Origin of the sequence: Aeromonas sp. R2-4 (assembly GCF_040908365.1) — a bacterium.
Classification (GTDB): domain Bacteria; phylum Pseudomonadota; class Gammaproteobacteria; order Enterobacterales; family Aeromonadaceae; genus Aeromonas; species Aeromonas veronii.
In genome coordinates, this window is the sequence record NZ_JBFODO010000018.1 from 342614 (window position 1) to 369555 (window position 26942).

At 58.0% G+C, this 26942-nt stretch carries 24 protein-coding genes and 1 other RNA gene; 11 read left to right on the plus strand and 14 right to left on the minus strand.

Translation table 11 applies throughout. The annotated features are described in order from the left end of the window. The first annotated feature begins 185 nt into the window (after window positions 1-185). The 4 genes from AB5Z05_RS10000 to AB5Z05_RS10015 are packed head-to-tail and all read left to right on the plus strand — an operon-like array spanning window position 186 to window position 5168. Window positions 186-941 carry an acyltransferase gene (locus tag AB5Z05_RS10000; protein WP_040069217.1) on the plus strand — a complete coding sequence of 252 codons (756 nt, stop codon included), beginning with the start codon at window positions 186-188 and terminating at the stop codon, window positions 939-941. Next, a complete protein-coding gene (locus AB5Z05_RS10005) occupies window positions 938-2137 on the plus strand; it encodes a glycosyltransferase (RefSeq protein WP_368151318.1) in 1200 nt (399 codons plus the stop codon). The genes AB5Z05_RS10000 and AB5Z05_RS10005 overlap by 4 nt, the downstream gene beginning before the upstream one ends. Beyond that, window positions 2134-4680, plus strand: a complete 2547-nt coding sequence (locus AB5Z05_RS10010; protein WP_368151320.1) for a hypothetical protein — start codon at window positions 2134-2136, stop codon at window positions 4678-4680. Before AB5Z05_RS10005 ends, AB5Z05_RS10010 begins: the two co-directional genes overlap by 4 nt. An 11-nt stretch (window positions 4681-4691) precedes the next feature. Next, window positions 4692-5168 carry a hypothetical protein gene (locus AB5Z05_RS10015; protein WP_368151322.1) on the plus strand — a complete coding sequence of 159 codons (477 nt, stop codon included), beginning with the start codon at window positions 4692-4694 and terminating at the stop codon, window positions 5166-5168. Here the strand turns inward: AB5Z05_RS10015 and AB5Z05_RS10020 are convergent. Then, entirely contained in the window at window positions 5146-5592 is a 447-nt protein-coding gene (locus tag AB5Z05_RS10020) for a hypothetical protein (protein WP_368151324.1), read from the minus strand. The two genes, AB5Z05_RS10015 and AB5Z05_RS10020, sit on opposite strands and share 23 nt — an antisense overlap. Next, entirely contained in the window at window positions 5579-6346 is a 768-nt protein-coding gene (locus AB5Z05_RS10025; RefSeq protein WP_323909163.1) for a hypothetical protein, read from the minus strand. Before AB5Z05_RS10025 ends, AB5Z05_RS10020 begins: the two co-directional genes overlap by 14 nt. 168 nt (window positions 6347-6514) lie before the next feature. Here AB5Z05_RS10025 and AB5Z05_RS10030 point away from each other — a divergent pair, with 168 nt between their 5' ends. After that, window positions 6515-7360, plus strand: a complete 846-nt coding sequence (locus tag AB5Z05_RS10030) for a DUF1194 domain-containing protein (protein ID WP_368151326.1) — start codon at window positions 6515-6517, stop codon at window positions 7358-7360. 85 nt (window positions 7361-7445) lie between these two features. Here the strand turns inward: AB5Z05_RS10030 and AB5Z05_RS10035 are convergent, their stop codons facing one another. The 3 genes from AB5Z05_RS10035 to AB5Z05_RS10045 all read right to left on the minus strand — a co-directional run bounded on the left by AB5Z05_RS10035 (window position 7446) and on the right by AB5Z05_RS10045 (window position 10958). After that, entirely contained in the window at window positions 7446-8090 is a 645-nt protein-coding gene (locus AB5Z05_RS10035; RefSeq protein WP_368151328.1) for a hypothetical protein, read from the minus strand. A gap of 244 nt (window positions 8091-8334) precedes the next feature. Next, window positions 8335-9165 (minus strand): hypothetical protein, encoded by an 831-nt coding sequence (locus AB5Z05_RS10040; protein WP_368151330.1) that lies wholly within the window; start codon window positions 9163-9165, stop codon window positions 8335-8337. Between the two features lie 377 nt (window positions 9166-9542). After that, window positions 9543-10958, minus strand: coding sequence for a GNVR domain-containing protein (locus AB5Z05_RS10045; RefSeq protein WP_194496155.1), 1416 nt, complete (start codon window positions 10956-10958; stop codon window positions 9543-9545). 157 nt (window positions 10959-11115) lie between these two features. Here AB5Z05_RS10045 and AB5Z05_RS10050 point away from each other — a divergent pair, with 157 nt between their 5' ends. The 3 genes from AB5Z05_RS10050 to AB5Z05_RS10060 are packed head-to-tail and all read left to right on the plus strand — an operon-like array spanning window position 11116 to window position 14088. Then, complete coding sequence (locus AB5Z05_RS10050) at window positions 11116-12231, plus strand: glycosyltransferase (protein ID WP_368151332.1); 1116 nt, start codon at window positions 11116-11118, stop codon at window positions 12229-12231. 31 nt (window positions 12232-12262) lie between these two features. After that, window positions 12263-13456 carry a glycosyltransferase family 2 protein gene (locus AB5Z05_RS10055; protein ID WP_323891728.1) on the plus strand — a complete coding sequence of 398 codons (1194 nt, stop codon included), beginning with the start codon at window positions 12263-12265 and terminating at the stop codon, window positions 13454-13456. Beyond that, a complete protein-coding gene (locus AB5Z05_RS10060; RefSeq protein WP_113739419.1) occupies window positions 13453-14088 on the plus strand; it encodes a sugar transferase in 636 nt (211 codons plus the stop codon). Before AB5Z05_RS10055 ends, AB5Z05_RS10060 begins: the two co-directional genes overlap by 4 nt. Before the next feature lie 288 nt (window positions 14089-14376). On the opposite strand, the gene AB5Z05_RS10065 is transcribed toward AB5Z05_RS10060, so the two are convergent. The 6 genes from AB5Z05_RS10065 to AB5Z05_RS10090 all read right to left on the minus strand — a co-directional run bounded on the left by AB5Z05_RS10065 (window position 14377) and on the right by AB5Z05_RS10090 (window position 20530). Then, on the minus strand, window positions 14377-15378 hold the full coding sequence (locus tag AB5Z05_RS10065; RefSeq protein ID WP_368151334.1) for a glycosyltransferase family 4 protein: 1002 nt from the start codon (window positions 15376-15378) through the stop codon (window positions 14377-14379). Window positions 15379-15458: 80 nt separating this feature from the next. Further along, complete coding sequence (locus tag AB5Z05_RS10070) at window positions 15459-16949, minus strand: SpoIIE family protein phosphatase (protein ID WP_167556306.1); 1491 nt, start codon at window positions 16947-16949, stop codon at window positions 15459-15461. Between the two features lie 23 nt (window positions 16950-16972). Beyond that, window positions 16973-17641, minus strand: coding sequence for a tyrosine-protein kinase family protein (locus tag AB5Z05_RS10075; protein WP_005360129.1), 669 nt, complete (start codon window positions 17639-17641; stop codon window positions 16973-16975). A gap of 1 nt (window position 17642) precedes the next feature. Further along, on the minus strand, window positions 17643-19748 hold the full coding sequence (locus AB5Z05_RS10080; protein WP_005351417.1) for an SLBB domain-containing protein: 2106 nt from the start codon (window positions 19746-19748) through the stop codon (window positions 17643-17645). Between the two features lie 18 nt (window positions 19749-19766). Further along, window positions 19767-20183, minus strand: a complete 417-nt coding sequence (locus tag AB5Z05_RS10085) for a hypothetical protein (RefSeq protein ID WP_127007661.1) — start codon at window positions 20181-20183, stop codon at window positions 19767-19769. Continuing rightward, window positions 20180-20530: an STAS domain-containing protein gene (locus AB5Z05_RS10090; protein ID WP_005333409.1), complete on the minus strand. Its 351-nt coding sequence runs from the start codon at window positions 20528-20530 to the stop codon at window positions 20180-20182. The genes AB5Z05_RS10085 and AB5Z05_RS10090 overlap by 4 nt, the downstream gene beginning before the upstream one ends. A gap of 338 nt (window positions 20531-20868) precedes the next feature. On the opposite strand from AB5Z05_RS10090, the gene AB5Z05_RS10095 reads away from it, so the two are divergent. Both AB5Z05_RS10095 and AB5Z05_RS10100 read left to right on the plus strand, forming a co-directional pair. Next, the gene (locus AB5Z05_RS10095; RefSeq protein WP_043819743.1) at window positions 20869-21360 is read left to right on the plus strand and encodes a molybdopterin-dependent oxidoreductase; all 492 of its coding nucleotides are present in this window, start codon (window positions 20869-20871) and stop codon (window positions 21358-21360) included. Window positions 21361-21368: 8 nt separating this feature from the next. Continuing rightward, complete coding sequence (locus AB5Z05_RS10100) at window positions 21369-23195, plus strand: ATP-binding protein (RefSeq protein WP_368151338.1); 1827 nt, start codon at window positions 21369-21371, stop codon at window positions 23193-23195. A gap of 323 nt (window positions 23196-23518) precedes the next feature. Here the strand turns inward: AB5Z05_RS10100 and ffs are convergent. Together ffs and AB5Z05_RS10110 are read right to left on the minus strand one after the other, a co-directional pair. Next, window positions 23519-23612, minus strand: an RNA gene (ffs, locus tag AB5Z05_RS10105) — signal recognition particle sRNA small type. A gap of 199 nt (window positions 23613-23811) precedes the next feature. Next, window positions 23812-24384 carry a hypothetical protein gene (locus AB5Z05_RS10110; protein ID WP_043168335.1) on the minus strand — a complete coding sequence of 191 codons (573 nt, stop codon included), beginning with the start codon at window positions 24382-24384 and terminating at the stop codon, window positions 23812-23814. 520 nt (window positions 24385-24904) lie between these two features. Here AB5Z05_RS10110 and AB5Z05_RS10115 point away from each other — a divergent pair. Continuing rightward, window positions 24905-26056, plus strand: coding sequence for a hypothetical protein (locus AB5Z05_RS10115; protein WP_368151340.1), 1152 nt, complete (start codon window positions 24905-24907; stop codon window positions 26054-26056). 117 nt (window positions 26057-26173) lie between these two features. Here AB5Z05_RS10115 and AB5Z05_RS10120 read toward each other — a convergent pair. Next, window positions 26174-26942 (minus strand): tyrosine-type recombinase/integrase (locus AB5Z05_RS10120; protein ID WP_368151342.1); only part of this gene is annotated, 769 nt, incomplete at its 5' end.

Here is a 26942-nt window from a genome sequence, read left to right on the forward strand (position 1 = left end):
TGAACAAGCCCAGAATGAGACTGGCATTTGCGTTTTGCACAACGCTGGCTGCAAATTGCACCGACCGGCGCAATCTGCCCCTCCTCTTAGCCCCATTTGGCCCGATCCCGCCGGGGCCGTCCTGTTGGCCCGATCCCTGCTTTCTGCTTAGCGAGCAACGGACTGCACCAGAGGGAGAGGTCGCCATGAACACCATCAACCTGCACCGGATGAAAAGCTGGGCCAAACAGGGGGAAACGCCACTGGCCCGCCGGGTATGGCGACTGGCCAAAAGTGCCCGCCACTGGTCATGCCCAGTGATCCCTCCCCTGCATCGGCTGCTTTATCGCCTCTATTTGCTCGGCAGCAACGCGCTGGCGACCCTGACCCGCACCCTCTGGTGGACCCCCTTGTTTCAATCTCGCCTGACGGCCCCCGCCCCGCGCCTCTACCTCTATGGCGGCATCCCCTATATCAGCGGTCCGGTCACCATCGAGATCGGCGCCGACTGCCGCCTCAGCGCCGCCATGACCATCAGCGGCCGGGCATCGAGCCAGACACCAAGGCTGGTGATTGGCCGCAATGTCGGGATTGGCTGGCAGACCACCCTGGCGGTGGGCAGCAAGATAGTGCTGGGGGATAACGTCAGAATTGCTGGCCGTGCCTTTCTGGCGGGCTACCCGGGGCACCCGGTCAACGCCCGCGATCGCGCCCTTGGCAAACCGGATCGCGATGAACAGGTGGGGGCCATTGTGCTGGAGCAGGATGTCTGGCTTGGCACCGGGGTGATGGTGATGGCCGGTGTCACCATAGGTGCCGGCACCATTGTCGCCGCAGGCAGCGTCGTCACCCGGGATCTGCCCGCCGGTGTGCTGGCAGCGGGTGTACCGGCCACCGTACTGCGCCCGTTGCAGCCACAAGATCACAGCGACCTCGCACACGCTTCGGAGACCTTTGCATGAAACCACACTCACTGCCGCAACTGGTGGTATTGGGAGAGGATTGGGGCCAGCACCCCTCCAGCACCCAACACCTGATCAAGCATCTGTTGCCCGATTATCAAGTGCTCTGGGTCAACTCCATCGGCATGCGCTGTCCCCGCTTTACCCTTCATGATCTCACCCGCATCGTCCGCAAAGTGGGGGCCGTGCTGCGCGGCGCGCGCCATGCTGGCGGCCAGTCGGTTGCGCCAATCGACGCCAGCAGCCCCCGGGTTCTGCCGCCGCTCGCCTTACCGCTGCCCGGCAGTCGGCTGGCGGGCAAGATCAATGGCCACTGGCTAGCGGCGCAGATCCGGCGTCAGCTGCCCGAGCTGGATCGCCCCTTGCTCTGGATCTCCCTGCCCAGCGCCGTCGATCTGATTGGCAAGCTCGAAGAGCGGGCAGTAATCTACTACTGCGGCGATGACTTCTCGGCGCTGGCGGGGGTGGATCATCAGGCCATCGCTCACTGCGAAGCCCGACTGGTGGAAAAAGCGGATCTCATTCTGGCCGCCAGCCCCGCGTTGGCCAGCCGCTTTCCCCCTCATAAAACCCGGCTCCTCAGCCACGGCGTGGATCTCGAGCTGTTTATGCCCCCCAGAGAGCGTCCGGCGGATCTCCCCTCCGGCCGCCCCATTGCCGGATTTTACGGCAGCCTGAGCGACTGGATTGATATCCCTCTGCTGGCAGAGACGGCCGCCGCCCTGCCACACTGGGATCTGGTGCTGATTGGCCCGGTCCAGACCGATATCTCCCCCCTCAAGGGGCTCCCCAATATCCATCTGCTGGGGCCCCGTCCCCATCACACGCTGGCGGCCTATGCCCAGCACTGGCAGGTGAGTCTGCTGCCCTTTGTCGACAACGCCCAGATCCGTGCCTGCAATCCATTGAAATTGCGCGAATATCTGGCCGCAGGGCGACCCATCGTCAGCACCGATTTTCCGGCCCTCGATGGCTATCGGGATCAGATCCAGCTCCCCCGCAGTGGGGAGAGCTTGGCCCAGGCCATCAATCGGGCCGCCTTTGATCAACCCAATCCGGGCTGGTTTCAGGAGAGTGGCTGGGAGGGGCTCACCCGCAGCGAAGGGCGCCACACTCGCCAACAGCAGGTGGCCCTGCAAAGCTGGGATCACAAGGCTGCCGAGCTGAACAACTGGCTAAAGGGGCTGGCCGGATGAGCAGAGGGCTCTGGCTGGTTATCCTGCTCTGCTGCCATGCAGCAATGGCCGCCACCCGGCTGGAGGGGCAGACCCCGCTGCCCCTAACCAGTAACCAGACACCCCAGCGGCTCGATCTGAGCACCCACAACTGGCCAATAGGCAGCGATGATGAACTGGTGATCGAGGGCCATAACCCCAGCGCCCACCCGCAAACCCTGATCCTGCGTATCGACGACGAGGCCTCGGTCAACTACCGCAGCCGGGTCAATCTGGAGCGGATTGTCGCACCCGGCCCCTTCACCCAGCGCTTTGCCTTGAGCGAGTGGCGCACCAGCCAACCCAGAGCGCTGGCGTTGGACAAACTCACCAAGCTCTATCTCTTTATGGCCGATAACGCCCCCTCCATGACCATTCACCGCTGGTACTGGGTGCCCGGTCTGACCCTGCCTAAGGGCACCATTGCGCTGGATCTGGGGGCCTCCACCGCCCCCCGCTTTACCGGCTTTGAGCCCCTGAGCCCGGGGGATCCCCGGCTGATTGGCCATCCCACCCCCATCTTGCGCCCCTCCGGCGATGCCCTTGTGCGCGATGGGCTGCGCAATCTGGATGGCGTACGGCTGGAGGTCGCCAAGGGGCGCTACCAGCTCACCCTCTGGCTGGATGACCCAGGTGAATGGGAGTACCTGCCCCATCCCTTCGAGCGCAGCGTGCTGGTCAATGGCGAGCCCATCTGGGCCGAACAGTGGCAACCACAGGAGTGGCTCACGCAGCGCTATCTGGCGGGACAATCCCGCGAGGCACTGCCAAATCCGGATCCCTGGCAGCTGTTCGGGGCTCGTCAAGGCGGCCCGGTCCATGTCACCCTGAACCACCCCGGCGGCCCGCTCACTATCACATTGGTGGGCCACTCACCGGATGCCAAATACCTGGCAGGGCTGCTGCTTGCCCCCTCTCCGGCCCCCACCAGCAAAGAGGCTCTCCCGAATAGCGGAAAAGATCACGCCGTATTGGCCGACGCTACCGCAAGCGTGCTGACCAAGCAGCGCCAGCTGTTTTTGGAAAAGTGGACTCTGGCTCCCTATTCCCCAACCCCAGCCCCAGCCCCAGCTTCGCAGCAACTGAGCCTCACGCCCATTCCGGATGTCGCCCCAACCCTGCAGATCGCCCCGCTATCTGCGGCCGATGCGTTGCAGCAGGCTTCACAACCGGTGCTGGCCGCCCGTGGCAGCCAGCTGTTGCTGGAGTTTGCCATCCACGCCGCCACCGACGATCCGGCACCCTTGCTGGTGATCCAACCCCCCGAGCAGGCAGGATCGCCGCTAGCGCTGACCCCCTATTACGGCAAGTGGCATCTGGTTCGCCCGCAGGCGAGCGGCACCCTGCTAGCCCCCTCGGATCAGGAGCTGGTCGAGGGGATCGCCGGACTCACCCTGCTGGCAGGCGTACCTCGGCGTCTGGTACTGCAGATCACCGTCCCACGCGATGCGCCGGCGGGGCGCTATCTCGGCAATATTCAGCTGCTCAGCCAACAGCAACTGGTGCAGTTACCGCTGACTATCGAGGTGCTGCCGCTGGCCCTGCCCGCGGCCAGCAAGCCGGTCGGCATCTATGTCGAAGCGCCCCCCTATCTGAATTGGCTGAGCCCCAATCCCGAAGCGTTAAAAGAGCAGATCGCCGCGGCCAGTCGCTGCGACCTGCAGCGGCTCGCCAAGCTGGGGATCAGCGGCCTTTCACCCGCCCTGCCACAGGATGAAGCGGGGATGCGGGAGATCATGGGAGAAGCGGCCGGGCTCGGCTTTGTGCCGCCCCTGCTGGCCTATACCCCGCTCAAACGCTGGGGGGGCGACCCTGCCAGCCAGCTTGAACAGTGGCAGGCGCGGCAACAGGGGCTGACCGCCAGCGGCTTGCCCCCACTGGCATGGAGCCTGTTTGATGAGCCGGATCTTGCCACCCTGCCCGCCATCACCACCCTAGCGCGGGAGATGAAACGGCGGGATCCGGCGGTGATCCGCGCGGGCCACTTCAATCATCCGGGTCAGGATGGTCTGCTGGCAGAGGTGGAGATTGCCCTGATCAACGCAGGCTTTGGCGCCGACAAGGCCGATGTGGCGCGGGTACGCCAGCACAAGGTCACCCCCTGGTTTTACAATCTGGGCACCCCGAGAGCCGCCGGGTTCTATCTGTGGCAAAGCGGCGCCGAGGGCTATTTGCAGTGGCATGGCCGCATGCCCACCGCCCTGCCCTATGACCCCACCGATGGGCGGGAGAGCGACTTTATGCTGCTCGGCCCGCAAGCCTGCGAGGCGCACCGCCTCTCCCACGATCTGTTGCTGTTGCAGCAAGCCATCGAGGATCTGCGCTGGCTCGCCTGGCTGGAGCAGGAGGCCCGCTATCAGGTGGAGGCCGCCCTGCTACTGGAACGCCTGCGCGATCAGCTGCCGACCCGCTGGCAGGTGGCAGAGCAACTGCCCTCTGCCGCCTGGATCCAGTGGCGCCGCGAGATTGAACAACTGGCCAAGGGATTGAAAACATTGCAAACTGGTGCCAACTCATCCTCCTGAAGTGACTGCGTATGGCCAACCAGATTCCCCGCTCAACAGCCAAAGACAGCGCCCTGCACCGCCTGTTGCCCCTGATGCTGCCGTTGCTGATCCTCACCGGTTGCGCCCGTCAGGAGCCGGTCAATGAGACCCTGCCGATCCTCAACCAGTTGCGGGAACAGCAACTGGCCGAACAGCCCCAGCTGCAACTGCAGTACCAGAACGCGGAGACGCAACTTGCGGCGGATCAGGAGCAGCTGCTGCATCAGTTTTTAGGCCGCAAGGATCCGGCCCGGATTGCGCTGGTAAGCGGCCCAGGGCTGCAAACCGACATGCTGGAGAGTGCGCGGATGGCGAGCGTGCGGCTGACCGCACTCACCCGTTTGCTGGGCTCTCGCGCCATTGAACTGGAGCCCCGCTATGACCCCATGCTGGCCCCCAATACCTTGCTGATCCGCATTCTGCCAAACGGTGAATCGGGGGCGGTCACCCCAGCGGCGGCGCAATAAGGCCGAGGCAAGAGGTTGGCAAAGCCACCCGATAGAGGGGATAAGGGGCCAGCCCCCACAATTTGCGCCAACCCTGGGTAAGACGGTACGAGAACAGCGGCGGACTCTGGTGCAGCTCGCCTAAAAACATCACCCCCTGACTCATCCCTTCACCCGCCAGCGTCACTGACATCGCCTCCCGATCAGGCGCCACCAGCATGGCCTGCAGCAGGCCGTCACAGCGGGGATGGGCCAGCTGATAGCTGACATAGGTGCCGCCCAATACCGGCGTAGCCACCCGCAAGCGCCAGCCCATCTGGACCAGCTCCAGCAGCATGGGCTTGGCTCCCTCGTTAACTGCCCGGTTCTGATAACGCCAGCCCATGGCGGCAGCACTGAGCAGCGCCACCAGCAACAGCAACAGATATCCCCTAGATAGATGCATCACGGCGTCCCCGGATAAAGAGGATGGTCATCACCAGCAACATGATGGCCCACTGGTAGAGCTGGGCCAGCGAGCCGGTATGCAGCCAGCCGTACCAGCGCAGATCCAGGCTCATCAGCACCAACCGCAACTGATTGGCCCCGATATAGAGCAGGCAGACCAGCAGCAACATGGGCCACTGCCGGTAGAGGGGGCGCTCAGGCGCCAGCCAGCAACAGGAGACCAGCCAGGAGAGCACCACCAGATAGAGTTGAGAAAACGAGGAGCACCCCTTGAGCACAATCAGGGCATGGCCCCCCAACCGCTCGATGCGATTGCCATCAAGGCGAGTCTCCCAGCCCAGCAGTTGCAACCACTGGCCCACCCCCCAGGCATCGAGCGCCAGCACAGGGCCGGAGAGCAGGGCAAACACCTGCTGCCCCCACAACACCGCCACGGTAAAGGCGAGCACAATCTGCAACACCGCCCGCTCATCGCCACTCTGATGACGGCGCCATAGCGAGGCCACCAGCAACAGACAGGCCAGCGCCTTGCAGCTGGCGCTGGGGATCAGGATCAGCAGGATAAAGAGGGCGAGCACCAGTGGATGCGGACGCCAGTTCGGTGCAACCCGCGATGCAATTTGCCACCAGATAGCAATCAGCAACACCACCAGCAGGTTGAAGTGGCCCATATTGAGCCACACCATGCCCCACTGATTGGCCAAACCAAGTAGCAGCCAGTTGGGTGCCCACTGCCAGGGACGGATCTCCATCGCAACTCCTGCCGGATATCAGTGCTTTTGACCTCTGTCGCAAGTTCTCGCAAGTTCCATGCCTGCCCGACCTCACCCGGATCAAGCCAAGTCCGAGGATGCAACAAAGCTGGCACGCTTTATTCATTCCACCCTGCTGGCACTAGCGCCAGGGAGAAGGAGTGAGCAATGAAACTCAAACCGTTGGCAGGGCTGCTGGGGATGTTGTTGGTAACCTCCCCCGCATACGCCTTGACCGAAGTCGATACCGAACTGCAACTGCTGATGGATGTGTCGGGCAGCGTCAGTTCATCGGAATTCAATCTGCAATTACAGGGGTATGTGGACGCCTTTTACAGTCAGGATGTACAAAGCGCCATCCTCGACACCAGTGGCGGCAAACTCGGGTCCATCGCCGTACAGATGATCATGTGGAGCAGCAGCAACCAGCAGAGCGTGATGACTGACTGGTTCCACCTCTACGACATGACCTCCATCAACAACTTCGCCGCCACCCTGGATGCCTTGGTCCGCCCCTATGCGGGGATGACGGCCCCCGGTTCGGCCATGGCCTTTGGTGCCCAGCAGTTTGATACCAACAACTACACCGCCGCCCGCCAGGTGATGGATGTGTCAGGTGACGGTATCCAGAACAACGGGCTGGATACCTCTACCGTGCGGGATCAACTGCTCGCCTCCGGCATCGACACCATCAACGGCATCACCATAGGTCAGGACTATGCCGATGGGGTGCTGCAAGAGTGGTATGTGGAGAACGTGGCGGGCGGTCAGGATGCGTTTGTCATCAATGCCACCACCTTCGCCGACTTTGGCAATGCGCTGGAGCTCAAACTGGCGGCCGAAATTGAGGGAGGCATTATTCCGGAAGGGGCACTGGCCGCCCCCATCGAGGAGATCCCGCTGGCCGCCCAGCTGCTGCTCGGTATGCCGCTACTGCTGGCCTGGCGCTATCAACGCCGTAACCAGGGACGCCTGCAGCAAGCTAACTGGCAACAAACGCCTGCCATCGGCTGATTTATCACCCCGTGTGTCGCGATTAGGGAGCTATGGCTCCCTGATTTTTTTGTGGCGGTGATGACCTGAATACAGCGCGAAAAGGCTAGTCGCCCTGACGAAATTCGCCCGATTGACCAATATGCCAGGTCTGACCATATGGATGCTGCGCCGCTTGTTCTTCTGAGGGCAACAACGATAACGCCTCTAGAGTGGATGCGATAAGTTCACTCTTGCCCAGCGCCTGGCGTAGAGAGAGCGCCTCTGACAACACGGCGCGAGCGTTGTCATAAGCACCGGTCTGTGCGAGAGCCTTGCCCAGATGATGCAGTGCGAAATGCCGCATAAGGGATTTTGGTTGCAACCGACAAACAACTTGGGTGGCCAAGCTGACAGCTTCATCTGCACGATCGAGCCGCTGCAAAACCTGCACCAGGCGTAGTTCTGAGCTAACGCGAGCAACATCGTCCTCTGAAACCATCTGCGCGGAGATCACCTCTCGGAGAATGGCTTCGGCCTGCGCGGCTCGTCCCACACATAGCAACATAAAGGCGGCAGCGCTCCGAGCTCTTGAAGCATCTTGTGATAATGCAGCACAGGGATGTAGGGCGAGGGACTGATTGGCAACAGCCTGCATGGCTATTGGGTCTACCGCTTCGGGGAGCAGATAGGGAGCGCACAAGCGGTATTCCGTACCAGTGCCTGCGACGCATAACGTGTAGTCATCAGTGAGCGCCATGAGTTGATTCATCAATCCTCACGTTTGAAATAAGCTGCCTTGCAGCATTCGATATTTTCCGGAAGCAAGGGCTGTAGGTTCGATTAGCGCAGCGTAATCGGACATTCGCGGTCTTTTTGCAATATTTCTCTTAAACTAACCAAACCCTCCCAGCTTGCCACTTCGTCCCACCCCAAAAACACTTACTCTCGAACTGGCTCCGGTCGTGACGTTATTGCCATATTGACATGTGATTTCACCACTCTTAAACAGTTTGTTATGTGAATTTAAACCCATATGCTTTGATCGAAATATCCTTAATTTTACTTTCACCGATACATCTTTTTAAATTTGAGTACACTTTTAGTGCTTCACTATAAAATTGCTCATGTTCAGGATCATCAGAAGCACAATCGACAGCCTTTGCAAAACATTTGGTGGCAGAGAACAGCTTGGAAATACAGATAATCATCAACATATGCTTCAAAGCTAGGCTTTCGTTACGAGTGTCCGGTAATGGGATAACTGCAAACTCACCTTTATGATTCAAGGCAGACCTTGTCTCATCTGCTACCTGTTGTAACGTAGGGTGCTTCATTTTGCACAATAGCTTGTAGTTGTGATAACACATTTTCCAAGCCGTATTAAATTCATCATCATTTGGAAATTCATCCGGAATGTTCCCGTATAAATCTTTGTATGCTGCCATTTTGCAAAGTTTTTGAGCCCCCCAAGGAACATCACCATTCTTGTTAAGTAGAACTTCATCAGCCAAGTCTTGACACTCAACAAGGCAATTAACAACAAGTGCATTTTCATAAAGTGAAGCAGCGACACATGCAGCTTGGTAAGGATAACCCCAATTAATCAATAACCACGCACCTCTAAAATCACTCATGGTACGCTTCAAAAATGCAGCAGAAAGCTTGATGGATTTTGAACCTGAGTTTTTACCTTTGAGAAATGGAGCTTTAATAGCTAAGTTCATACAATCTTCAGCTAAAGAACCCCAAGGCTTTAAGTCTTCAAAACTTCGGTCTATTGCACCGACTTCGAGGCGAGCCAAATAGTTCCAATAGTGATCTTGCCAGTTGTCTTCAGAAATCATATTTCAATCACTTACGTAGGATTCCAATAATTCACATAACAGTAATTAGATGGAAAGCGCTATTAATGTGTTAGTAACGCCTTCCATCTAACTCCGCCCTACCACTCGTCATCACAACCAATAGATAATATTAAAATCACTGTATTACCAACCAGCGACTGATTTGTGAGTCCATTATCAATAGGTCTGAGTCGGCTCCACTTGTACCACTGGGTAAAACTACCGTCAAGAAACGAAAATAGAAAATGAATCCTTTCTCCTGTTTTACCGGCTTGCCATGATTCCTACTCCGCCAAATGCACGATATAAAAAAGGCCTTATCACAAAGCCTTTTCAGAAATATTCAGATTCCGTCTGATAGCCAGCTTTTGTGGCAATCACCCCGGCTCTGGTGACAAGGGCAATACCTGCCCATCCAGCGCCTGATCACTGTGGGATGGATAGTCCGGCACCGGCTCGCAGTAGGGAATGCGGCTGAGCACCGGCGCCTTGACCAGGGCGGCCAGTTGATCGGAGCGGCGCAGGCTGGCATCCGCCAGTTCCGCCACCAGCGCCAGACCGCAGCCGAGCCCCAACCCGCCAACAATGCCCGCCAGCAGAAACAGCCAGAGCGGGTAGTTGCTCGGCTTGCTGGGGGCAAAGGGTTTGTCGATCACCTTGATCCGCTCCCCCTGCTCGAAGTTGCCCAGATCGCCGGTCACCTTGGCCTTCTCATAGCGCAGCAGCAAATCCTGATAGAGGGTGCGCTTGACCGCCAGATCCCGCTCCAGCTCGGCGAGCTGGCGTTCGGTATCCCCCTGGGAGTCGACCACCTTGTCCAGCCCATCCAGCTGGCTCTTCAGGCCGGCGGCGTTTTGCTCCGCCTCCGTCAACTGCGTCTGGGCCAGCTGCCACTCGGGCCCGCGGGCCATATCCGGCTGGGATTTGAGCTGCTCGAACTCCTGCTGCAACTGGTCAATCTGATAGCGCAGACTCTGCACCTTGCTGTGCTCGTCGCTGTAGCGGGCACGCAGCAATACCAGCTCGGTGCGCATCAGTTGCAGCTTCTCATCCAGTTGGCGGGCCAGCTGGCTCTCCTGCCCCAGCGATAGCTGATCGACCCGGGCCTTGGCCTGCTGCAAGGTGATCAGGCTCTCGGCATAGCGCTCCTGCAAACCATAGAGACGGGCGACGTTGGTACTCTGCTGCTGGGGCAAGGCGCTGGCATGCTCCCGTTTAAAATCGGCGAGCAGCTGCTCTGCCTCTTGCAGTTCGCTGCGGCGACTGTCGAGCTGGCTTTGCAGGAAACGTTCGGACGATTCCGCCGACTGGCGCCCCTTGCTGAGCAGGTTGAAGAAAAAGCGCCGCGAAATGGCTTCGAGCAAACCGGCGCTGTTGGCCGCCGAATCCGCTTTTACCTTTATCTCGATCACCTCATCGCCAATCAGCCGCAGCGAGACGGCACTCGAGAGCCAGTCCATGATGGCATCGCGCTGGGCTGGCGGGGTCTCGTCATTGACCAGACCGCGATCCCGCGCCACCCCGTCCAGCACATAGCGGCTGCGCAGCAGGGCTTCGAGCACCGCAAAGCGATCCTTGAGACTCTCCTGAGTGATCAGATCCTTGAGGGTCGGGGTCTGGTTGGCATCTTGCGGCACCATAAAGGTGGTGCGGCTCTCATACTCCTTGGGGGTGAGCAGGCCGACCGTCACGCCCACCAGCGGCATCACCAGTACCGGGATCACCAGCAGATAACGACGGCGCCAGGCGGCAAAGAGAATGATGTAGAGGTTGTAATAGAACTGGACAGGCATGGCATCACTCCCTGAGAAAAGCCCTCCCCCCGTACAATGCAAAGGCAGTGCCACCAGAGGAGCTGATCGCCTCTGTGGGAAGATCGCAAGAGTGGTACAAGATTCGCATTCTCCCGCTATCCGGGGTGTCACCCCTTCCCTTGCCGGAGCGCGAACCATGTTGTCATCAACCCCGTCGCACAGACCCCATCCCCGCAGAAGCTCCATCGTTCAAATCGTGCAGCACCTGCAGCCCGGCGGGCTGGAGACCATGGTGCTCAACCTCACGCAAGCGAGCCCTGCCGAGCAGCCGGTGCATATCATCTCCCTCGAAGGGCACAAAGGGGATGTACTAAGGGCATGGCCCGCCCTGCATCCCTTCGCAGACCGCATTCACTGCCTGGAAAAGCCCGCGGGCTGGTCGCTGGCGACCCTCTGGCGGCTCACCCGATTGCTGCGCCAGCTGAAGCCCGTCGCGGTACATACCCACCATCTGGGGCCCATGCTCTATGGCGGCCTCGCCAGTCGGCTGGCCCGGGTGCCCACCCTGGTACACACCGAGCACGATGCCTGGTATCTCGATGATCCCCATCAGCGCACGCTGGCCCTGTGGGGACTGCGCGCCTTCAAACCCATTCTGGTGGCCGATGCCACGCCAGTGGCCAACCAGCTGCTGGCCAAGCTGGGCCAGCTGTCGCCAACCGTGATCCCCAACGGCATCGATGAGCAGCGCTTTGCCCCGGGCGCCGCCGCCCTCGCCCGTCAGGAGATGGGATTGCCGCAAGGGGTCAAGTTGATTGGCTGCGCCGCCCGCCTTGAGTCGGTCAAAGGACATACCTTGCTGCTGGAGGCGATCCGCGCCATGCCGGAGGAGGTGCATCTTGCGTTGGCAGGGGTCGGCAGTTTGCAAAATGCGTTGCAACAACAGTGTCAGCAGCTGGGGATCGCCCATCGAGTCCATTTTCTGGGGCTGGTCGAGAATATGCCGCGCTTCTATCAGGGGCTGGATCTCTTCTGCCTCCCCTCACTGGCGGAGGGGATGCCGCTTTGCGTGCTGGAAGCACAAGCGTGCGGGGTACCGGTGGTGATGAGCGACGTGGGGGCGGCCAGAGAGATCGTCTGTCAGGCCAGCGGCCATATTCTGTCGGAGCGGGATCCCGGCCGCCTTGCCCAGCTTCTGGCACAAGGGTTGCTGCAGTGCCATAGCCTGCGTGCCGTCACCCGAGAGTTTGTGTGCCAGCAAAGCAGCTTGAGCCGGATGGCTCAGGCCTATCAGCAGCTTTACAGCCGCTGATCAAGCGACCCGATGACCAGAGGAGCATCCCATGGAATGGATCATGATCGTGTTCTGGCTGTGCGCTGTACTGGTGGTCTACCACCATGTCGGCTATCCCCTGCTACTCAAATTCGGTGGTCGGCAGGCGCGCAAGGTCGCCAATCCACCCCGCCCCATGGATCGGGGATTCAAAACAGACACCGCCGATGAGGCGCTGCCGACCATCACCCTGCTGATGCCGGTCTATAACGAGGCGGCGACCATCGCGGCCAAGCTGCAAAACCTCGCCAGCCTCGATTACCCCGCCGACAAGCTATGGGTGCATGTGCATTTCGACGGCTGCAGCGACAACAGCTACCCCATTGCGCTAAGCCAGCTTGGTGATCCCGCCCTGCAGCAGTTGCAGATCAGGCTGTTTGATCACCCCCGCAATCGCGGCAAGGTCGCCGTGCTCAACGAGGCCATGACCCGGGTGCACAGCGATCTGGTAGCCCTCACCGATGTCTCGGCCCTGCTGCCCATCGACAGCCTGCTGCTGGCGGTCGCCCATTTTGCCGATCCCAAGGTAGGGGTGGTCGGGGAAGCATACCGCTTCTGGCAACCGGGCTCCCAGGGCGAGGAGAGTTACTGGCACTATCAAAGCCAGATCAAGCTCTGCGAGTCGGCCCTTGGCGGCATGCTGGGGGCCCACGGGGCCTTTTACATGATGCGCCGGGAGTGCCTCACCCCGCTGGCCGCCGATACCATCAACGACGATTTCATCCTGCCGATGCAAGCCATCGCCAAGGGGTATCGCGCTGTCTATGACAATCGCTGCGCCGCACTGGAGCTGGAAGTTTCCGATGCCGCGCTGGAGGCGACACGGCGCAAGCGGATCGGGGCTGGCAACACCCAGCAGCTGTTGCGGTTGCTGCCCCTGCTGCACCCCAAGTTCGGCTGGGTTGCCTTCAACTTTGCCAGTGGCAAGGGGCTGCGGGTGTTGATGCCGCTCTGCCTGACCCTGCTGTGGCTCTGCGCCATCCCGCTGGCCACCCAATCTCTGCTATTTCAGCTGCTGCTGGGGCTGCAACTGCTGGGGTATCTGCTGGTCATCTTGATCCAGCTGACCCCTGTGCACCCCTGGCCCAATCTGTTTCGCAAGATCCACTATCTAGTGCTCGGACACTGGTACAACGGCATGGGCACCCTGCGCTACTGCCTGCGCGCCCCCATACGTTTCATGTCACAGGAGAAAGCCGTATGACACACCCCATTCCAAGATTGACCCTGGTGGTCAAACGCAGCATGGATCTGCTCGGTGCCACTCTTGGCCTGCTGCTGACGCTGCCACTGTGGCCGCTGATCATGTTGGCCATCCGGCTCGATAGCCCGGGTCCGGTGTTCTTTCGTCAGCTGCGGATCGGGCGCAGCCACGCTACCCATACCGAGCTCTTTTTCATGATCAAGTTTCGCACCATGCGCGCCGACGCCGAGGCGGGCACCGGGCCGATCTGGTGTGGCAAGGGGGACTGCCGGATCACCCGCAGCGGCGACTTTCTGCGCAAAACCCGGCTCGATGAGCTGCCGCAGTTTATCAATGTGCTCAAGGGGGAGATGTCGCTGATCGGCCCCCGGCCGGAGCGACCCGGGATCGCCAACCGGCTAGAAGATGCGGTGCCGTACTTTATCGAACGCACCTATGAAGTGGCCCCCGGTATTACCGGTCTGGCACAGGTCAATCAGGGTTACGACGAGTCGCTGGATGATGTGCGCAGCAAGCTGGCGTTCGATCTGGCCTACTCGGTCGCCCTGCTCCACCCCTGGCGTTGGCTGGTGCAGGATGTGCATATCATCGGCAAGACGATTGCCATCATGGTTGGCAAGAAGGGGCGCTAATCCCGCCCCATCAACCTCAACCACATATCAACGCCCATCAGGCCATTGCTACTGCAATGGCCTTTTTTATGGCGCATCCTTGTGGCACATCAATGGTGATCACAAAGAAGTCAGCGGCCTGATCGCCATCATCTGGCCCCATCCACAGGCCTGATGTCCGCGTGACCCACTGCAGAAACCCAAGCGTTGCGTGATCACAGAAGCAATCCGCCCCCTGCTCCCCATAACACCGGCACATAAAAAAACGAGTGGCCAGCGGCCACTCGTTTTGACAGGTTTCTCGGTGATTCAGGCGCCGTAGACGGCCAGAATATCGGTCACTCTGTTGTTGACGCTGTACCCGCGGGCTATGGTGTTGCGGGCCGCCTGACTCATTTTGCTGCGCACCACCCCATCGCTGCGCAGCCAGTAGTTGACCAGCTCCGCCATATCCCGCACATGGCCGGGCTCCACCAGCCAGCCATTGGATTTATGGTCGATCAGATTGACCAGGCCCCCCACCGCAAAGGTACAGACCGGTATGCCGTGAGCCATCGCCTCCAGGGCCACCAGCGGCAACCCTTCAAAGCGGGAGGTGATGCAGAGCAGGTCGATGTTGTGCCACTCATTGGCCATGTTCTGGAAACCATGAAGCTGGACGCGATCACCATACTGCTGCAACAAGCCGCTTTTCATGGGGCCATCCCCGTAGAGATGAAACGCCCCCTCCGGGCAGAAGGCAGCCAGCTGGCAGAACGCCTCCGGCCCCTTTTCCGGCGAGAGGCGGCCGACAAAGGCAATCCGGTTGCCAGTTACCGTAGCCGGCGTCGCAGGCATGGGGACAAAGTTGCTGATCACCGTGCTTGGCACAGGCAATTTGCGAGCGATGGGCTCGCTTACTGCAATACACTTCGCAAAACGCGCTGTAGTGCGATCCAGCCAGCTGTAAAACTTCAGCAATCCCTCCCCGTCATCCCCGCTGTGAAAGGTCGAGACCACCGATTTACCGGTAAACCAGGCTGTCAGCCGCCCCAGCACCCCGGCCTTGTAGCCGTGGGTGTGGATCAGCACAGAAGCCGGCTGGCGGGCCAGACGGCGCATAAAGTCGCGGCTGTTGTGGCACACCTCGTAGGGCAAGCCCTGTTGTTTGAGCAGGGTCGTAAAGGGGGTCATGCCGTGGTTGCTCACCAGCACTATTGTGGGGCGAAATCCCCTGGCCAGCAGATCGTTGGCCAAGTGGATAATGTGAACTTCTATTCCACCGACCTGACGCGCATCGATGGCCAGCCAGATCTGCTGCATGGGTAACATAAGGCCCTCCTCCCGTGGCTCCATGCCACCTGAAATGAGGCGCTGCATAGAGCGGGCCAGTCAGGCGAAGAGGGGCAGGATCAGGCGCCGGGACAGGCGACCAGCAAGAGGGTCATGTCATCGAGGGCGGCATCATTGATGCGCTCATCAAACCAGCGGGCAATGCGATGAGCCAGTTGCTCAAGACCGGGCCCCGAAGTCAGGCAGATCGCCTTGAGCTGCGCCTCCCAGCGCTGGCGCTCTTCTGCGTCACGGCTATCGAGCAGGCCGTCGGTCCAGAACAGCAGGATCTCGCCGGGCTTGAGCTGACGCTCATTGGTCACGAAGTGGGGATCCGGGCGCAAACCGGGCAAGGGGCCGGTCACGCCGACCTGACGGATGGTGCCGGGCCCGACCAGCCAGGGCGCCGGGTGGCCCGCGCTGGCCCACTGCACCCGCCCCTCGTTGCCGAGTTCAATGCAGAGGGTGGTGAGCAGGGTAGCCCCGAGGAGCGGATCACTGTGAACCGCATTGGACAAGATGGTCAGCAAACGGGCGGGGGCGCGCTCCAGATCGTGCGCCGTCAGCAAGCCTCGCAGATAACCGGCATAGGCATGGGCAAAAAACTTGGCTTCCGCATCGTGACCCATCACATCCCCGAGCCACAACACCCGATCCTTGACCAGCAGAAAGTCCCCGCCCCCCACGGTGGCCGCGCGGGTTTGCAACGCCAGCTGGTATCCCCCTATGGAGGTGGCGGGCAATAACGGGCGCAGCGCCGAGGTCATGCGCTGATCCAGCTGCTCGCCCCATTGCGACTTGAGCTGCTCCGAGCGTTGCAGCACCCGCGAAACCGCCAGCAACAGGTCCTGCTTGGTGATGGGTTTGACCAGAAAGTCATCGATCCCCAGCGCCCCTGCCCGACTCTGGGTCCACTGATCCTGATGACCGGTCAGGAAGATAAAGGGCACCCCCTTCATCTTGGGATCCTTCATCAACTGCTGGCGCAGCCCAAAGCCATCGATCCCCTCCATCTCGATATCGGAGAGCACCAGCGCGGGGGGCTGCTTTCCGAGCGCCAGCAGGGCGGCATGGGAGTCGGCATAACTTTCAACCCGATAGTGTTCATGGAGATAGGCGGTGAGCAGGGCACGCATCACCTTGTCATCGTCGATCACCGCGATCACCGGCAGTTGGTTGACCGGGCCCTGCTGGCGAAGGGTCACGCGATTGCGATCACCGTCGCGAGAGAAGTGCACCTCGGCAAACAGCTGGTGCACCAGCGCCAGCCCGTATCCCCCCTCCTGCAGCTCATCGGGTAACGGCGCGCTGGCAAGGCCGGGCTGCGGGCCGCCATCATCCTCCAGTATCAGACTCAAGCCCGTTTCATCCTCTTTCAGCGTGAGCCAGAGCCTTGTCGCGGGAGGGACTGTGTGTTTGACGCTATTGGTGGCCAGCTCACTGAAACAGAGCAGCCAGTTGGCTTGATCCTTTGGGGAGACCTGAAACAGGGAGAGTCCCTGCGCCAGGCGGTTGCGCAGTTCGCGCACCGACTGCAGGGTTGCCGGAGCAGATCGCAACCAGTCATCCATATCGGGCCTCCATCAGCGGGCGATCAGATCCGGAAATTGAGCAAGGCACTGCGCCGACACCAGCGCTTGAGCCATTCGGTCACCCGGTTGCTGGGCAGCCGGTTGAGTTCGCGCAGGATCTCGCTGGCCAGCCCCGGGTTGAGTTTGTCGTTATAGACAGCGCCAATCAGATTGGCCTCGGCACGGGTCAGTTTATCCACCGCACTTTGTACCACGGTCGTCGGCGTCACTCCCGCCAGCACCACCAGCAGCGCCCCTTCACAGGCCCCACACACCTGATCGGCCGGAATATTGCCCCGATTGAGAGCGGTGAGCGGCGAGGTATCGAAGATCACCACATCGTAATGCTCCAGCCAGCGAACCAGCAGCTGACGCAAGGTATCCTTGTTGCGAAAAGCCATCAGATCCTTGCCCGGCGCCGGGAGCAGCGACAACGACCGACCAGTGGCCACCGGCTCGGGCACATCATTGGGCCCCCAGGCAACCGCCGTGGCGCGGCCGGGATGATAGAGGTTGAGATCCACCAGCAGGGTGCGCAGCCCATCCGCCTCCGAGCGCCTTGCCAGCGCATCGCAGATTGAGCTCACCCCCTCCCCCCCTTCCGACGAGGTGACCGCCAGCGAGCGGATCCCCCGGGCGACCGTCGCCGCGTAGAGGGATTCGAGCTCCAGATATTGAATGGGGATGCTCATATCAAAGCGTCCCGACCAGGGCCACCACCGAAATCGTGGTCAGGATGTCGCGCATGCCATCCATGAAGATGGCCCAGTTGCTGCTTTTGCTGTCAGGGATAAAGACGGTGTCCCCTGCGCGCAGCACCGGTAACTGGCTAAAGTCGGGCTCTTTGGCAAAGCCGTCGAGATCGAAGCTGCGGGCCTGATCCCCCTGACCACTGGTGGCCATGTTGATCACCACAATCTTCTTGATATAGGCGCTGCTGGTCGGGCCCCCTGCCTCGGCCAGCAGATCCAGCAGGGTCATGGAGGAGTCAAAGCGGTAGCGACCGGGACGGGCTATCGCTCCCAGCACCCGAATGGTGTTCTCCTTCGGCTCGTCGAGCCAGGGACGATTCTTCTCCGGCAGGTAGATGGAGTCGCCGGGCAGCACCTTGGGCAGCAAGGTTTCATCGCCGGTTTCAAAGTAGAGAGCAAGGTCGAGCTTGCTGACCCGCGCAGTGCTGCCACTGCGATGGGCGATACGCACATTGCGCAGATCCGCCGCCGCAGTCGGACCATCGGCAGCAGACAGGATGTCGATAAACCCCATCTGCTCATTGAAGGCATAGCGACCGGGGGCTCCGACCTGACCGAAGATATAGATGGAACTGTCCGGTGACTGGCGCACCCACTGGGACTTGTTGTCACTGGGATCGGTGGGCAGCTCGGGGATCATGATGGTGAATCCGGCCCGGATCTTTGGCAGGCTGGCGAGCGCCCCCCCCTGATGGAGAAACTTGTCGAGATCAAACAGGGTCGGTGTCGCTTGCCCCCCTTCGGCGGTCAGGATCTGCACCTTGGCGATATCGGCCCGCTCGTTGGGGCCACCGGCGTGGGCGATCAGATCCAGCAACGACATCTCGTCAGACCATTCATAGCGGCCCGGGATCCGCACCGCCCCCATCACCATCACAGCCCGCCCGGGTGCCACTTTCAACCAGGACTTCTCGTTGATATCGGTTTTTTCCGGCACAAAGATGGCATCACCGGGTTTGACTTGGGGCAGCGCCTTTTGCATCCCTTCGGTATAGGCCTGCAAGTCGATGGGTTCGATCGTGCCATCGGTGCGCAGCAAACGGATCTGGCGACTCTCGGCATAGCGGGTCGGGCCACCGGCATTGGCCAGAATATCGAGGAAGGAGTCCCCTTCCCGCCCCTCATAGGCGCCGGGTTTGAACACCTCTCCCATGATGTAGATGGTGCGTGCCCCCCGTTTTATCTGCTCTTCATCCTTGGGCACGAAGATGGTGGCGCCCGGCGCCAGATTGGGCAGCAACTTGTTGTTGCCGGAGTCGAGATAGGCTTTGAGATCGAACAGCTCGGGGGCATCACCATTGATCACCCGGATCCGCTCCACCCCGGCAAAACGGGTCACCCCACCGGCTCGCATCAACAGATCCACGATGGAGTTGCCGCTCTTGAAACTGAAGGCGCCGGGGCTGTTGACCTCGCCAAACACCTTGATCGCCTTGCCGGTATCGCCATCCCCGCCCGCCGCCAGGGTTGCCGCATCAAAATCGATCTGCACGTTGCCGATCAGCGGAGAGGCGGGTACGAACACCACATCAAGGGATTGCAATGGCGGCAACACGCTGGCATCACCGGTATCGAGATAACGCTTGTAGTCGAAGCTAGATACCGTGCTGCCGCGCCGCACCTGCATGTTGTTGAGCTGGGCACCGGGCACCAGACCGCCAGCGGCATCGAGGGCCATCTGCACGTTGCCATCGGGCGCCAGATCATAACTGCCGGGTTTTTTGACATAGCCCATCACGCTGATCAGCAGCCGCTTCTCCAGCAAGGTGACGGTCAATTGAGAGAGGTTGTTGTAAACAGGTTTGAGGGCGGTGCGGATCAGTTCATCCGCCTGTTGCAGGGTCTTCCCCCCCACCACTAGGTTGCCGACTTCAGGCAGTGCAATCTCCCCCTGCTTGTTGATCTGGAAAGGCTGATCAAAAGCAGGCTCACCGGGTTGCACTATGGCCAACCGATCACCGGGAGCCAACAAGGTGGAAGCCAGTAACGGGCAGGTGAACAACAGCAAGAGAACACAGATCAATCCTTCGAGAGCGCCCCGTTTCATAGACATCCTTTTCGTCTGTTACGTCTGCCCCCATTGGCGTAAGGGGAGCCCTGACCAATCAGCACGACAGCCATCCGCTGTTGTCTGTTGCAGCCGCAAACGTACTTGTTGTAGTGATTGTGCCAACACGGTCTGACGCCAGGCTACATCCGACCAGAGCCGTCCGTGCATATCCCGTTCGATATCAATACGTTGAGATTGTAGTCGTTTCAACTCGGCAGGCATACACCCCTGCAGACTCGCTTGCTTTAATTCCGTCAGCTGCAAGTCGAGTTCCTTCTGACGCTCATCATAACGAGACCAGACCCGCCGTTCATCCTCATTGACCGGAATACGGGTGGGTCTTGCCTCTGCCATGCCGCCATACCCCTCCGGCGGCCACTGCACACAACCCGACAGCAGCATGGACGAGAGCAGGATACCAAAGCGTTTCATGATGCAGCGGCCATCATGCCACGGGAACGCATATAGGCCTTGATGCTCTCATGGCAGGGGATCACCCGGTCGATATGCAGCATCTCCAGCAGGTCATGAGGTTGACCGGGTCCACAGACAAGGGCCATCTGATGCCCGTTCATAATCAATCTTTTATAGAGAAATACCAAGGCTCCGATCCCCGACGAGTCGATAAAATGAACATCGCTGATATCGGCCAGGATATCTCCCGGGTGGGTCGAGAGGGTTTCAAACAACGGGCGGAGCTCACTGACGGCCATCGCGTCAAACTCGTTTTCCAGTACCACTACCTGGATATCATTAAGGGTGTAAGTCATGCTTTCCATCGCTAGCTCCTTGTCGATTCTCAGACTATTTGCTGTCACGGCATTCAGCACGTTGCAAATGTTATGCCGGGCAGTGCCACGGCACTTGTTCTCCAAATGATACTCTTTGCGTCTTATTCGCTGACACCCACTCCTCGTTTTGATTGCCAAATTGCAATTAACCTCCCCCGAACGTTGCAAACTGCAATTCACCTGGGCCGAGATCGCCCGATAACAGGCTAAATGACTGATAATTCAAGCCCATTAGACTGGGCCCGATTATTGCTTGCCTTTGCACACAGCTCACAAGCCACCGTTGGCTCGGCCCCCATGCCGCCATATTCCAGGAAGGAGAGATCATGAAAGCAGGCCTTTACATCGCACCACTGTTGGCAGCCCTTTGCGGCACCGCATACGCAGCCCCCTCCCCTGACAGCGCCGTGTTGAAGGTTGAAGGCGCCATCAGCAGCCCCACTCATCAGTCTCTGGCCCTGTGGGACAGCGCCATGCTGGATCAACTACCGGTACACGAAATTAAAACCCATACCCCCTGGTATGACGAAGCCAAGACCTTTCGCGGCCCGCTGCTGCAAGATGTATTGGCCAAGGTCGGGGCAACCGGCAAACAGCTCACCATTACCGCGCTCAATGACTACTCGGTACAGGTGCCGACAAGCGATGCCGAGCAGTATCGGGTCATCCTCGCCCGCACGATCAATGGCAAGCCACTGTCGGTGCGTGACAAAGGGCCGCTGTTCCTTGTCTATCCGTTCGATCAATATCCCGAACTGCAAAACAAGCTCTATTACGGTCGGGCTATCTGGCAGATCAGCGCGATAAAAGTGGAGTAGATCCCATCATGCGTTCCATGGCGGCCAGTCAACGTTTCTTGTTTGTGGTGCTCTGTGTGCTGCTCCTTGCCTTTGCCGGTATTGGTACCATCCAGTACCGGCAATTTCAGGATCTGCAGCGCAGTACCAGCCAGGGCGAAGACAACGTGATGTGGAACTATTTCCAGCTATATAACGAAGCGCTGCGTTTTCAAAGCTCGCTGCTCCATGAGTCGCAACCGACCTTCCAGCTCAGATACGATATTCTGGTCAGCCGCATGGATCTGGTGTTGGAGAGCAAGGATCGCAGCCTGCTTCAGCAAACAGAGATCTACCAGCAGGCAAGCAAAGCCATTCGATCCTACATCTCTCTGGCGGATATCTGGCTCGGCCCGGAAGCCACCAAGCCGCTCGACAATCTTGCCCATCAGGAGCTGCGCCAACAGCTTGCCTCCCTGCTCCCCCTGCTCCATCAGCTGACTCTGGAGGTGAACCAGCAGGCGACCCTGTTTGATGTGGCGCGTCGCGACAGCGTGAGGGAGCAGATCATCACGACGACACTCATCGCAACCCTGCAATTTGCGCTGCTCTTTGTGCTCGCCCTGCTGATCTGGCGGCAAATGAATATCTCGTTTCTGCAACACAAACTGATGCAGCAGCTCAATGACAAACTGCTGCGGGCAAATCAGGCGGCAGAGGCCGGCACAAGGGCCAAAAGCAGCTTTTTGGCCAACATGAGCCATGAAATTCGCACCCCCATGAATGGCATTCTCGGCATGCTCTCACTGCTGGCCGACCGGGATATGGATCCGAGGGAGCGAGACTATCTGGAAACGGCGCGGGAATCGGCAAGCCATCTGCTCGGTCTGCTCAACGACATTCTGGATGTATCCAAGCTGGAAGAGGGCAAGATCGAGCTGCAACTGGCCCCCCATCACTTGCCCCAGCTGCTGGAGGATATCCGGGCCCTGATGCAGAGCAACTGCGATGCAAAAGGGATCAAACTGACCCTGACTGTTGCCCCCGATACGCCGGAGTGGTTGATGATCGACCCGCTGAGGGTGCGGCAGATCCTCTTCAATCTGGTGAGCAATGCCATCAAATTCACCCATCAGGGGGAAGTAAAGATCCATGTTGATAGCACCCTGTTGGAGCAGGATCGCCACTCGATACGCATCTCGATCCAGGACACCGGTATCGGCATGAGCAAAAGTCAGCTAAAGAACCTGTTTCAACGTTTCGCCCAGGCGGATGTCTCGATCACCCGCCAATATGGCGGATCGGGCCTGGGACTTGAAATATCCCGTAACCTCGCACGCCTGATGGGCGGCGATATCTCGGTAGAGAGCAGCGAAGGGCATGGCAGTACCTTTACCTACATCTGGCCCGCCAGAGCCACGACCCCCTCGATTGTTTGCCTGCCGTCCAAACCGCTGGATCAGGAGAGTTATCGCATCTTGCTGGTTGATGACAATGCCACCAACCGCAAGGTGATCGGCGCCATGCTCGACTCCGTGGGCCATCAGGTCACACTGGCCGTTCAGGGAGAAGAGGCGCTGGAGAAACTGGGTCACACCGAATTTGATCTGGTGTTGATGGATGTCCAGATGCCAGTGATGGATGGCCTGGTGGCCACCACCCGGATCCGCACCTCCCAGATGCCTTGGGCAGATATCCCCATCATCGCCCTGACGGCTGATGCGATGCCGGAATCCAAGCAATACTATCTTTCCCATGGCATGAACGGGTATATCACCAAGCCCATCAATAAAGAGACGCTACTGAGCGAGATAAACAGACATATTTCCCATGGTCGGCTCAAATACAACGCCACCCTGCGTGTCACCAAGCAATAACCCCCCCCTGATTCCGGGCTACTGATTGCTCATGTGGGGCAACATTGACGTCTGCAGGCAACTGAATGGGCTTGGGTCTGAAACGCATACAAGCAAGCAAACAGCTTGGCCACCTTTTTGCGTGCACAAAGTTTGTCTCGGGTATGCAGGGATTTTTGGACCTATTTGCGGCGACCACAGGGGAGCGTGGTGACTTTCCGGTAATACCAGATGCCGTGGGGACTGAGCCAGAGATTCATCGATGAGCTCCTTGTCGTCCACACAAAGTGGATGACCAAGGGCTTTAGGAAGCTAACTTATTGAATTGCAGAAACAAGTGGTGGCCCTACCAGCCACATCCCGGCACTCGAGTCCCCCGCCTTGGCTGCTACCTTCCGGTCCTGACCAGGTCGACGGGTTATCAATGCGAGCCCAAATAAATCAGGCACTTGGGGATGGAACTGATTGCCATCAACAAGATTTCTAAAATCAAGATGTAACGACTAACCCGACCAAAGTAATCCACATGAAGTGGAGTAGCTATAGGGGCAATTGAAAGGCCCATGATAACGGGCCTCCCTTGAGGTCTCAAGTTTCTAAAGCTATGTCGTTGCTTTGATGTTTGGTCAGAGCAGTTTCAGAATGGGCTTCCAGCTTCCCTCATTCCAAAGCCATACTCATCGGCACTGCGTCCAAGGCATCTTTGCTTGTGCAGCTCAATCACCTGTACAGCTACAGGACGCAGAGAAACCCCAACTTTATTAATGACAGCCCATCTATAGATCTCCACGTTCAGACAAATGGTGGATCCCTCACAGATGTCAACCATTGGCACGATTGGCTGGCACTTAACGTCGAACTGGGGAACAGTGATCCTGATTATCTTATTGTCCTTCTTCTTGAGCGAAGCAATTCGCTTGGTCTTAAAAGTGATCGTCCTATCATCATTCTCGATCCATGGCAGGTCGACAGATAAGCACGGCTTCTTACCACTACCTTTGTGGACATTTGTGGCGTATTCCTTCAGGTCTTCTGTGCACTGCTCGATAATAGAGCGCCAATAGTCGTTATCCTCGACAGTGAAGAAGCACTTCAGGTCACCTGCAGGGTTGTACTTGATGTCTGGATCCAGTAGATAGGGAGACTGTGCCGTCACTGGCAGAGTGGTGAAAGTATTGTTGCCGTTCACCTTGGTGAAATTTGGAGTCATAGGGTTCCTCTTGGTTTTAAAATCCACTGAACCACTAGACCTTAGAAGGCGCTGCGGACTTGGCGACTAATGTGGGGCTAGTGGCTGATGCGTATTCCTTGTGACCCCAGACACACACATCCTTGATTCTGCGAAGGATCCGTAATGGAAGACGTCCAGACCCTTCGCCCCAATAATGACGGGTCATCTAAAGGTACTCTCCAGACGGCGATTCGTGCCTTTCTGATGGACAATAAAGACACATCCAGCCCTCCAGTTAACTGTGGAATTACGTTGGGTTTCATGTTGTTTCGCTTCTGTTTTCCGCACTTGCCTGTCAACTCACTGGTTGTTACTGTTTGGAAAATGGAGGCCCCATGACGTTAGACGCCTTTTTACACGCAGATCGTGGTGATAACTTCTCACATCAGCATAGTCTTTGTGCGTTACCGTCTCCTTTAGGGTTTTATAACGGGATTGCTTGTGGTAATCGATGGGATTAACGATCTCTCATCTGAAAGGTAATTTTGGGAGTTGATTGATGGAAAACAAAATCCCCTTTGCCATTCAGACCAGTACCGGAGCTATCGTTTCTGTTGATCAAGTGGAGCGCGGACTTCAATGTGGGTGCCGCTGCCCCAGTTGCAACGGACGTTTAGTGGCAAGGAAGGGCGAGAAGTACGAACATTGTTTCGCGCATCATGACGGGAGTAGTGATGATTGCGAGCTTGCCTTTGAAACCAGTGTCAGGCTTATGTTGCTCTCCAAGCTTGATGCCTTGCAAATTATCAGTACCCCCGCACATAGCATCCTATTCGAGAACCAGTTAAAGCTGGTCACCCCTGAACACCCGAAGATAGCCGTCCGCTCAGTATCACAAGCCTGCTCTCATAACGCTCCGGCGGGATTATTTCAGCTGGTGAATAAGCAGGATTGGTTCCTCGCGCTGCACTTCCCCGCAGTCAATGATCCCGACTCACCAGCTTGGCTGGAGCAGTTCATCGAACAGCATCCCAACACTGGAGTCTTGTCTGTGCGGTACTCTAATTTTGGAAAACATCTCTACGGGGACCAGCGTCCGCAAGACATGGATACCACCACTTGGCTGATAACGATCCTTTCCCAGCAGAATGATTGTCTTGGTTGGATCTATCACCCTGGTGAAGCACAGGTATTGCAGAAGTGGCAGGTTGAAGCCGACAAATGGCTGGCTGAGCAATTGGAGCATGAGCGTCAGGAAATCAAAAGGCGTGAGCAAAATAGGCTGGCACGGGAGGAAGAACGTCAGAGACACATTGAAATTGTACAACTGAGGGAACGGCAGTTGCAGGAGCGATCACAGCAGACTCAGGTTGCAGATCGTAATGGAGAACCAAGTCTATCCCCTTCGCTGATCTCAAAGTCCTGCAAGCACTGCCAGCTTGTTAGTCCCGCTCTTGACCATGGGGGCTACTGTTCACGCCAGAGCTGCGTTCAGTCCCGTCAACAAAGCTTCCGCTCGCCGTTGGCTTCCCGCTATCAATACGGCAAGGAACGACATTCCCTACAGCCTAGTAGCGCAGATACCTGGTGGTCACAGTCCATGAGTATCCCTACAAACAAGGAGCCAAGGATGCGAATGTGTCGGTATTGTGGGGAAAGTATGGTTATGGGGCCGAATGGTTGGTGGTGTGACCATTGCGAAGACAAGTGATGCATGCCAATGGCTCGAATTTATTGCTGAACTATTAAAATTTACAACTACATGTAAGTTTATTTCCGCAAGAATACCCTGTTCCATCTTGACGGTTAATAAAGTCTAATGCAGGTACTATTTATCATTAAAATGATTCAAAACGTCTCGTGCCTCGATTAGATTGGAATCATTTAAATGTGCATAACGATCTGTCATTCGGATGCTTCTGTGTCCAAGCCAAGTTTTAATTATAGCCATTGGGACGCCAGATTGAGCCAAACGACTTGCGCAGGTATGTCTCAATGTATGCGGTGTGACATCTATACCTAGTTTCGCATACCTTCGAGCTAAGGTAAATTGCTTATAAAATGTCTGGTAATTTAAATCACTCCATTTTAGTACTGACTCCAATGCGCGAGCTGTCAAAGGAATCTTTCGAGGCATTGAGTTCTTGGTATTTTCGAATAAGACACTCTTCATTTTTCGATTTATACTATGAGGCTGTATCGACATCGACTCTCCAAATCTGCATCCAGTATCAATAAGAAACCGAGTCAAATGCCACGATTCATCAAATCCTAATTCGCGAAGCCAATAAAGAAGGGCATCTTCTTCCATGCAAGTTATAAATCTCGTTCTGGCGTTGCATTCCCTAAAGAGGTGAACAGAGGGCTTAAAGTGGATCAATTCTTCATCAATGGCAGTGCCCAAGAGCTTTGTTATAGATACAATTTTCCTGTTGATAGTTGCAAGGCTATTACCTTCCAGCCGATAGAAGTCAATAAGTTGAAGAAAGTGTTTCTTCGAGATCTCCGCAGGAATCAATTCTAACCACCCCATCTGGACAAGTACATGCAGAGATCGCCTTTTCAATTCACTCCCCGTTTTTCTATGAATCCAAGAA

Excerpts from the sequence above, each read along its gene's own strand:
- AB5Z05_RS10090 (WP_005333409.1), bottom strand. The coding sequence starts at position 20,530 with ATGGAAAGCATGACTTACACCCTTAATGATATCCAGGTAGTGGTACTG.
- AB5Z05_RS10055 (WP_323891728.1), top strand. The coding sequence starts at position 12,263 with ATGGAATGGATCATGATCGTGTTCTGGCTGTGCGCTGTACTGGTGGTC.
- AB5Z05_RS10070 (WP_167556306.1), bottom strand. The coding sequence starts at position 16,949 with ATGGATGACTGGTTGCGATCTGCTCCGGCAACCCTGCAGTCGGTGCGC.
- AB5Z05_RS10100 (WP_368151338.1), top strand. The coding sequence starts at position 21,369 with ATGCGTTCCATGGCGGCCAGTCAACGTTTCTTGTTTGTGGTGCTCTGT.
- AB5Z05_RS10035 (WP_368151328.1), bottom strand. The coding sequence starts at position 8,090 with ATGAATCAACTCATGGCGCTCACTGATGACTACACGTTATGCGTCGCA.
- AB5Z05_RS10050 (WP_368151332.1), top strand. The coding sequence starts at position 11,116 with ATGTTGTCATCAACCCCGTCGCACAGACCCCATCCCCGCAGAAGCTCC.
- AB5Z05_RS10115 (WP_368151340.1), top strand. The coding sequence starts at position 24,905 with ATGGAAAACAAAATCCCCTTTGCCATTCAGACCAGTACCGGAGCTATC.
- AB5Z05_RS10065 (WP_368151334.1), bottom strand. The coding sequence starts at position 15,378 with ATGTTACCCATGCAGCAGATCTGGCTGGCCATCGATGCGCGTCAGGTC.
- AB5Z05_RS10025 (WP_323909163.1), bottom strand. The coding sequence starts at position 6,346 with ATGGAGATCCGTCCCTGGCAGTGGGCACCCAACTGGCTGCTACTTGGT.
- AB5Z05_RS10085 (WP_127007661.1), bottom strand. The coding sequence starts at position 20,183 with ATGAAACGCTTTGGTATCCTGCTCTCGTCCATGCTGCTGTCGGGTTGT.
- AB5Z05_RS10015 (WP_368151322.1), top strand. The coding sequence starts at position 4,692 with ATGGCCAACCAGATTCCCCGCTCAACAGCCAAAGACAGCGCCCTGCAC.
- AB5Z05_RS10005 (WP_368151318.1), top strand. The coding sequence starts at position 938 with ATGAAACCACACTCACTGCCGCAACTGGTGGTATTGGGAGAGGATTGG.
- AB5Z05_RS10010 (WP_368151320.1), top strand. The coding sequence starts at position 2,134 with ATGAGCAGAGGGCTCTGGCTGGTTATCCTGCTCTGCTGCCATGCAGCA.
- AB5Z05_RS10040 (WP_368151330.1), bottom strand. The coding sequence starts at position 9,165 with ATGATTTCTGAAGACAACTGGCAAGATCACTATTGGAACTATTTGGCT.
- AB5Z05_RS10030 (WP_368151326.1), top strand. The coding sequence starts at position 6,515 with ATGAAACTCAAACCGTTGGCAGGGCTGCTGGGGATGTTGTTGGTAACC.
- AB5Z05_RS10045 (WP_194496155.1), bottom strand. The coding sequence starts at position 10,958 with ATGCCTGTCCAGTTCTATTACAACCTCTACATCATTCTCTTTGCCGCC.
- AB5Z05_RS10110 (WP_043168335.1), bottom strand. The coding sequence starts at position 24,384 with ATGACTCCAAATTTCACCAAGGTGAACGGCAACAATACTTTCACCACT.
- AB5Z05_RS10060 (WP_113739419.1), top strand. The coding sequence starts at position 13,453 with ATGACACACCCCATTCCAAGATTGACCCTGGTGGTCAAACGCAGCATG.
- AB5Z05_RS10000 (WP_040069217.1), top strand. The coding sequence starts at position 186 with ATGAACACCATCAACCTGCACCGGATGAAAAGCTGGGCCAAACAGGGG.
- AB5Z05_RS10095 (WP_043819743.1), top strand. The coding sequence starts at position 20,869 with ATGAAAGCAGGCCTTTACATCGCACCACTGTTGGCAGCCCTTTGCGGC.
- AB5Z05_RS10020 (WP_368151324.1), bottom strand. The coding sequence starts at position 5,592 with ATGCATCTATCTAGGGGATATCTGTTGCTGTTGCTGGTGGCGCTGCTC.
- AB5Z05_RS10080 (WP_005351417.1), bottom strand. The coding sequence starts at position 19,748 with ATGAAACGGGGCGCTCTCGAAGGATTGATCTGTGTTCTCTTGCTGTTG.
- AB5Z05_RS10075 (WP_005360129.1), bottom strand. The coding sequence starts at position 17,641 with ATGAGCATCCCCATTCAATATCTGGAGCTCGAATCCCTCTACGCGGCG.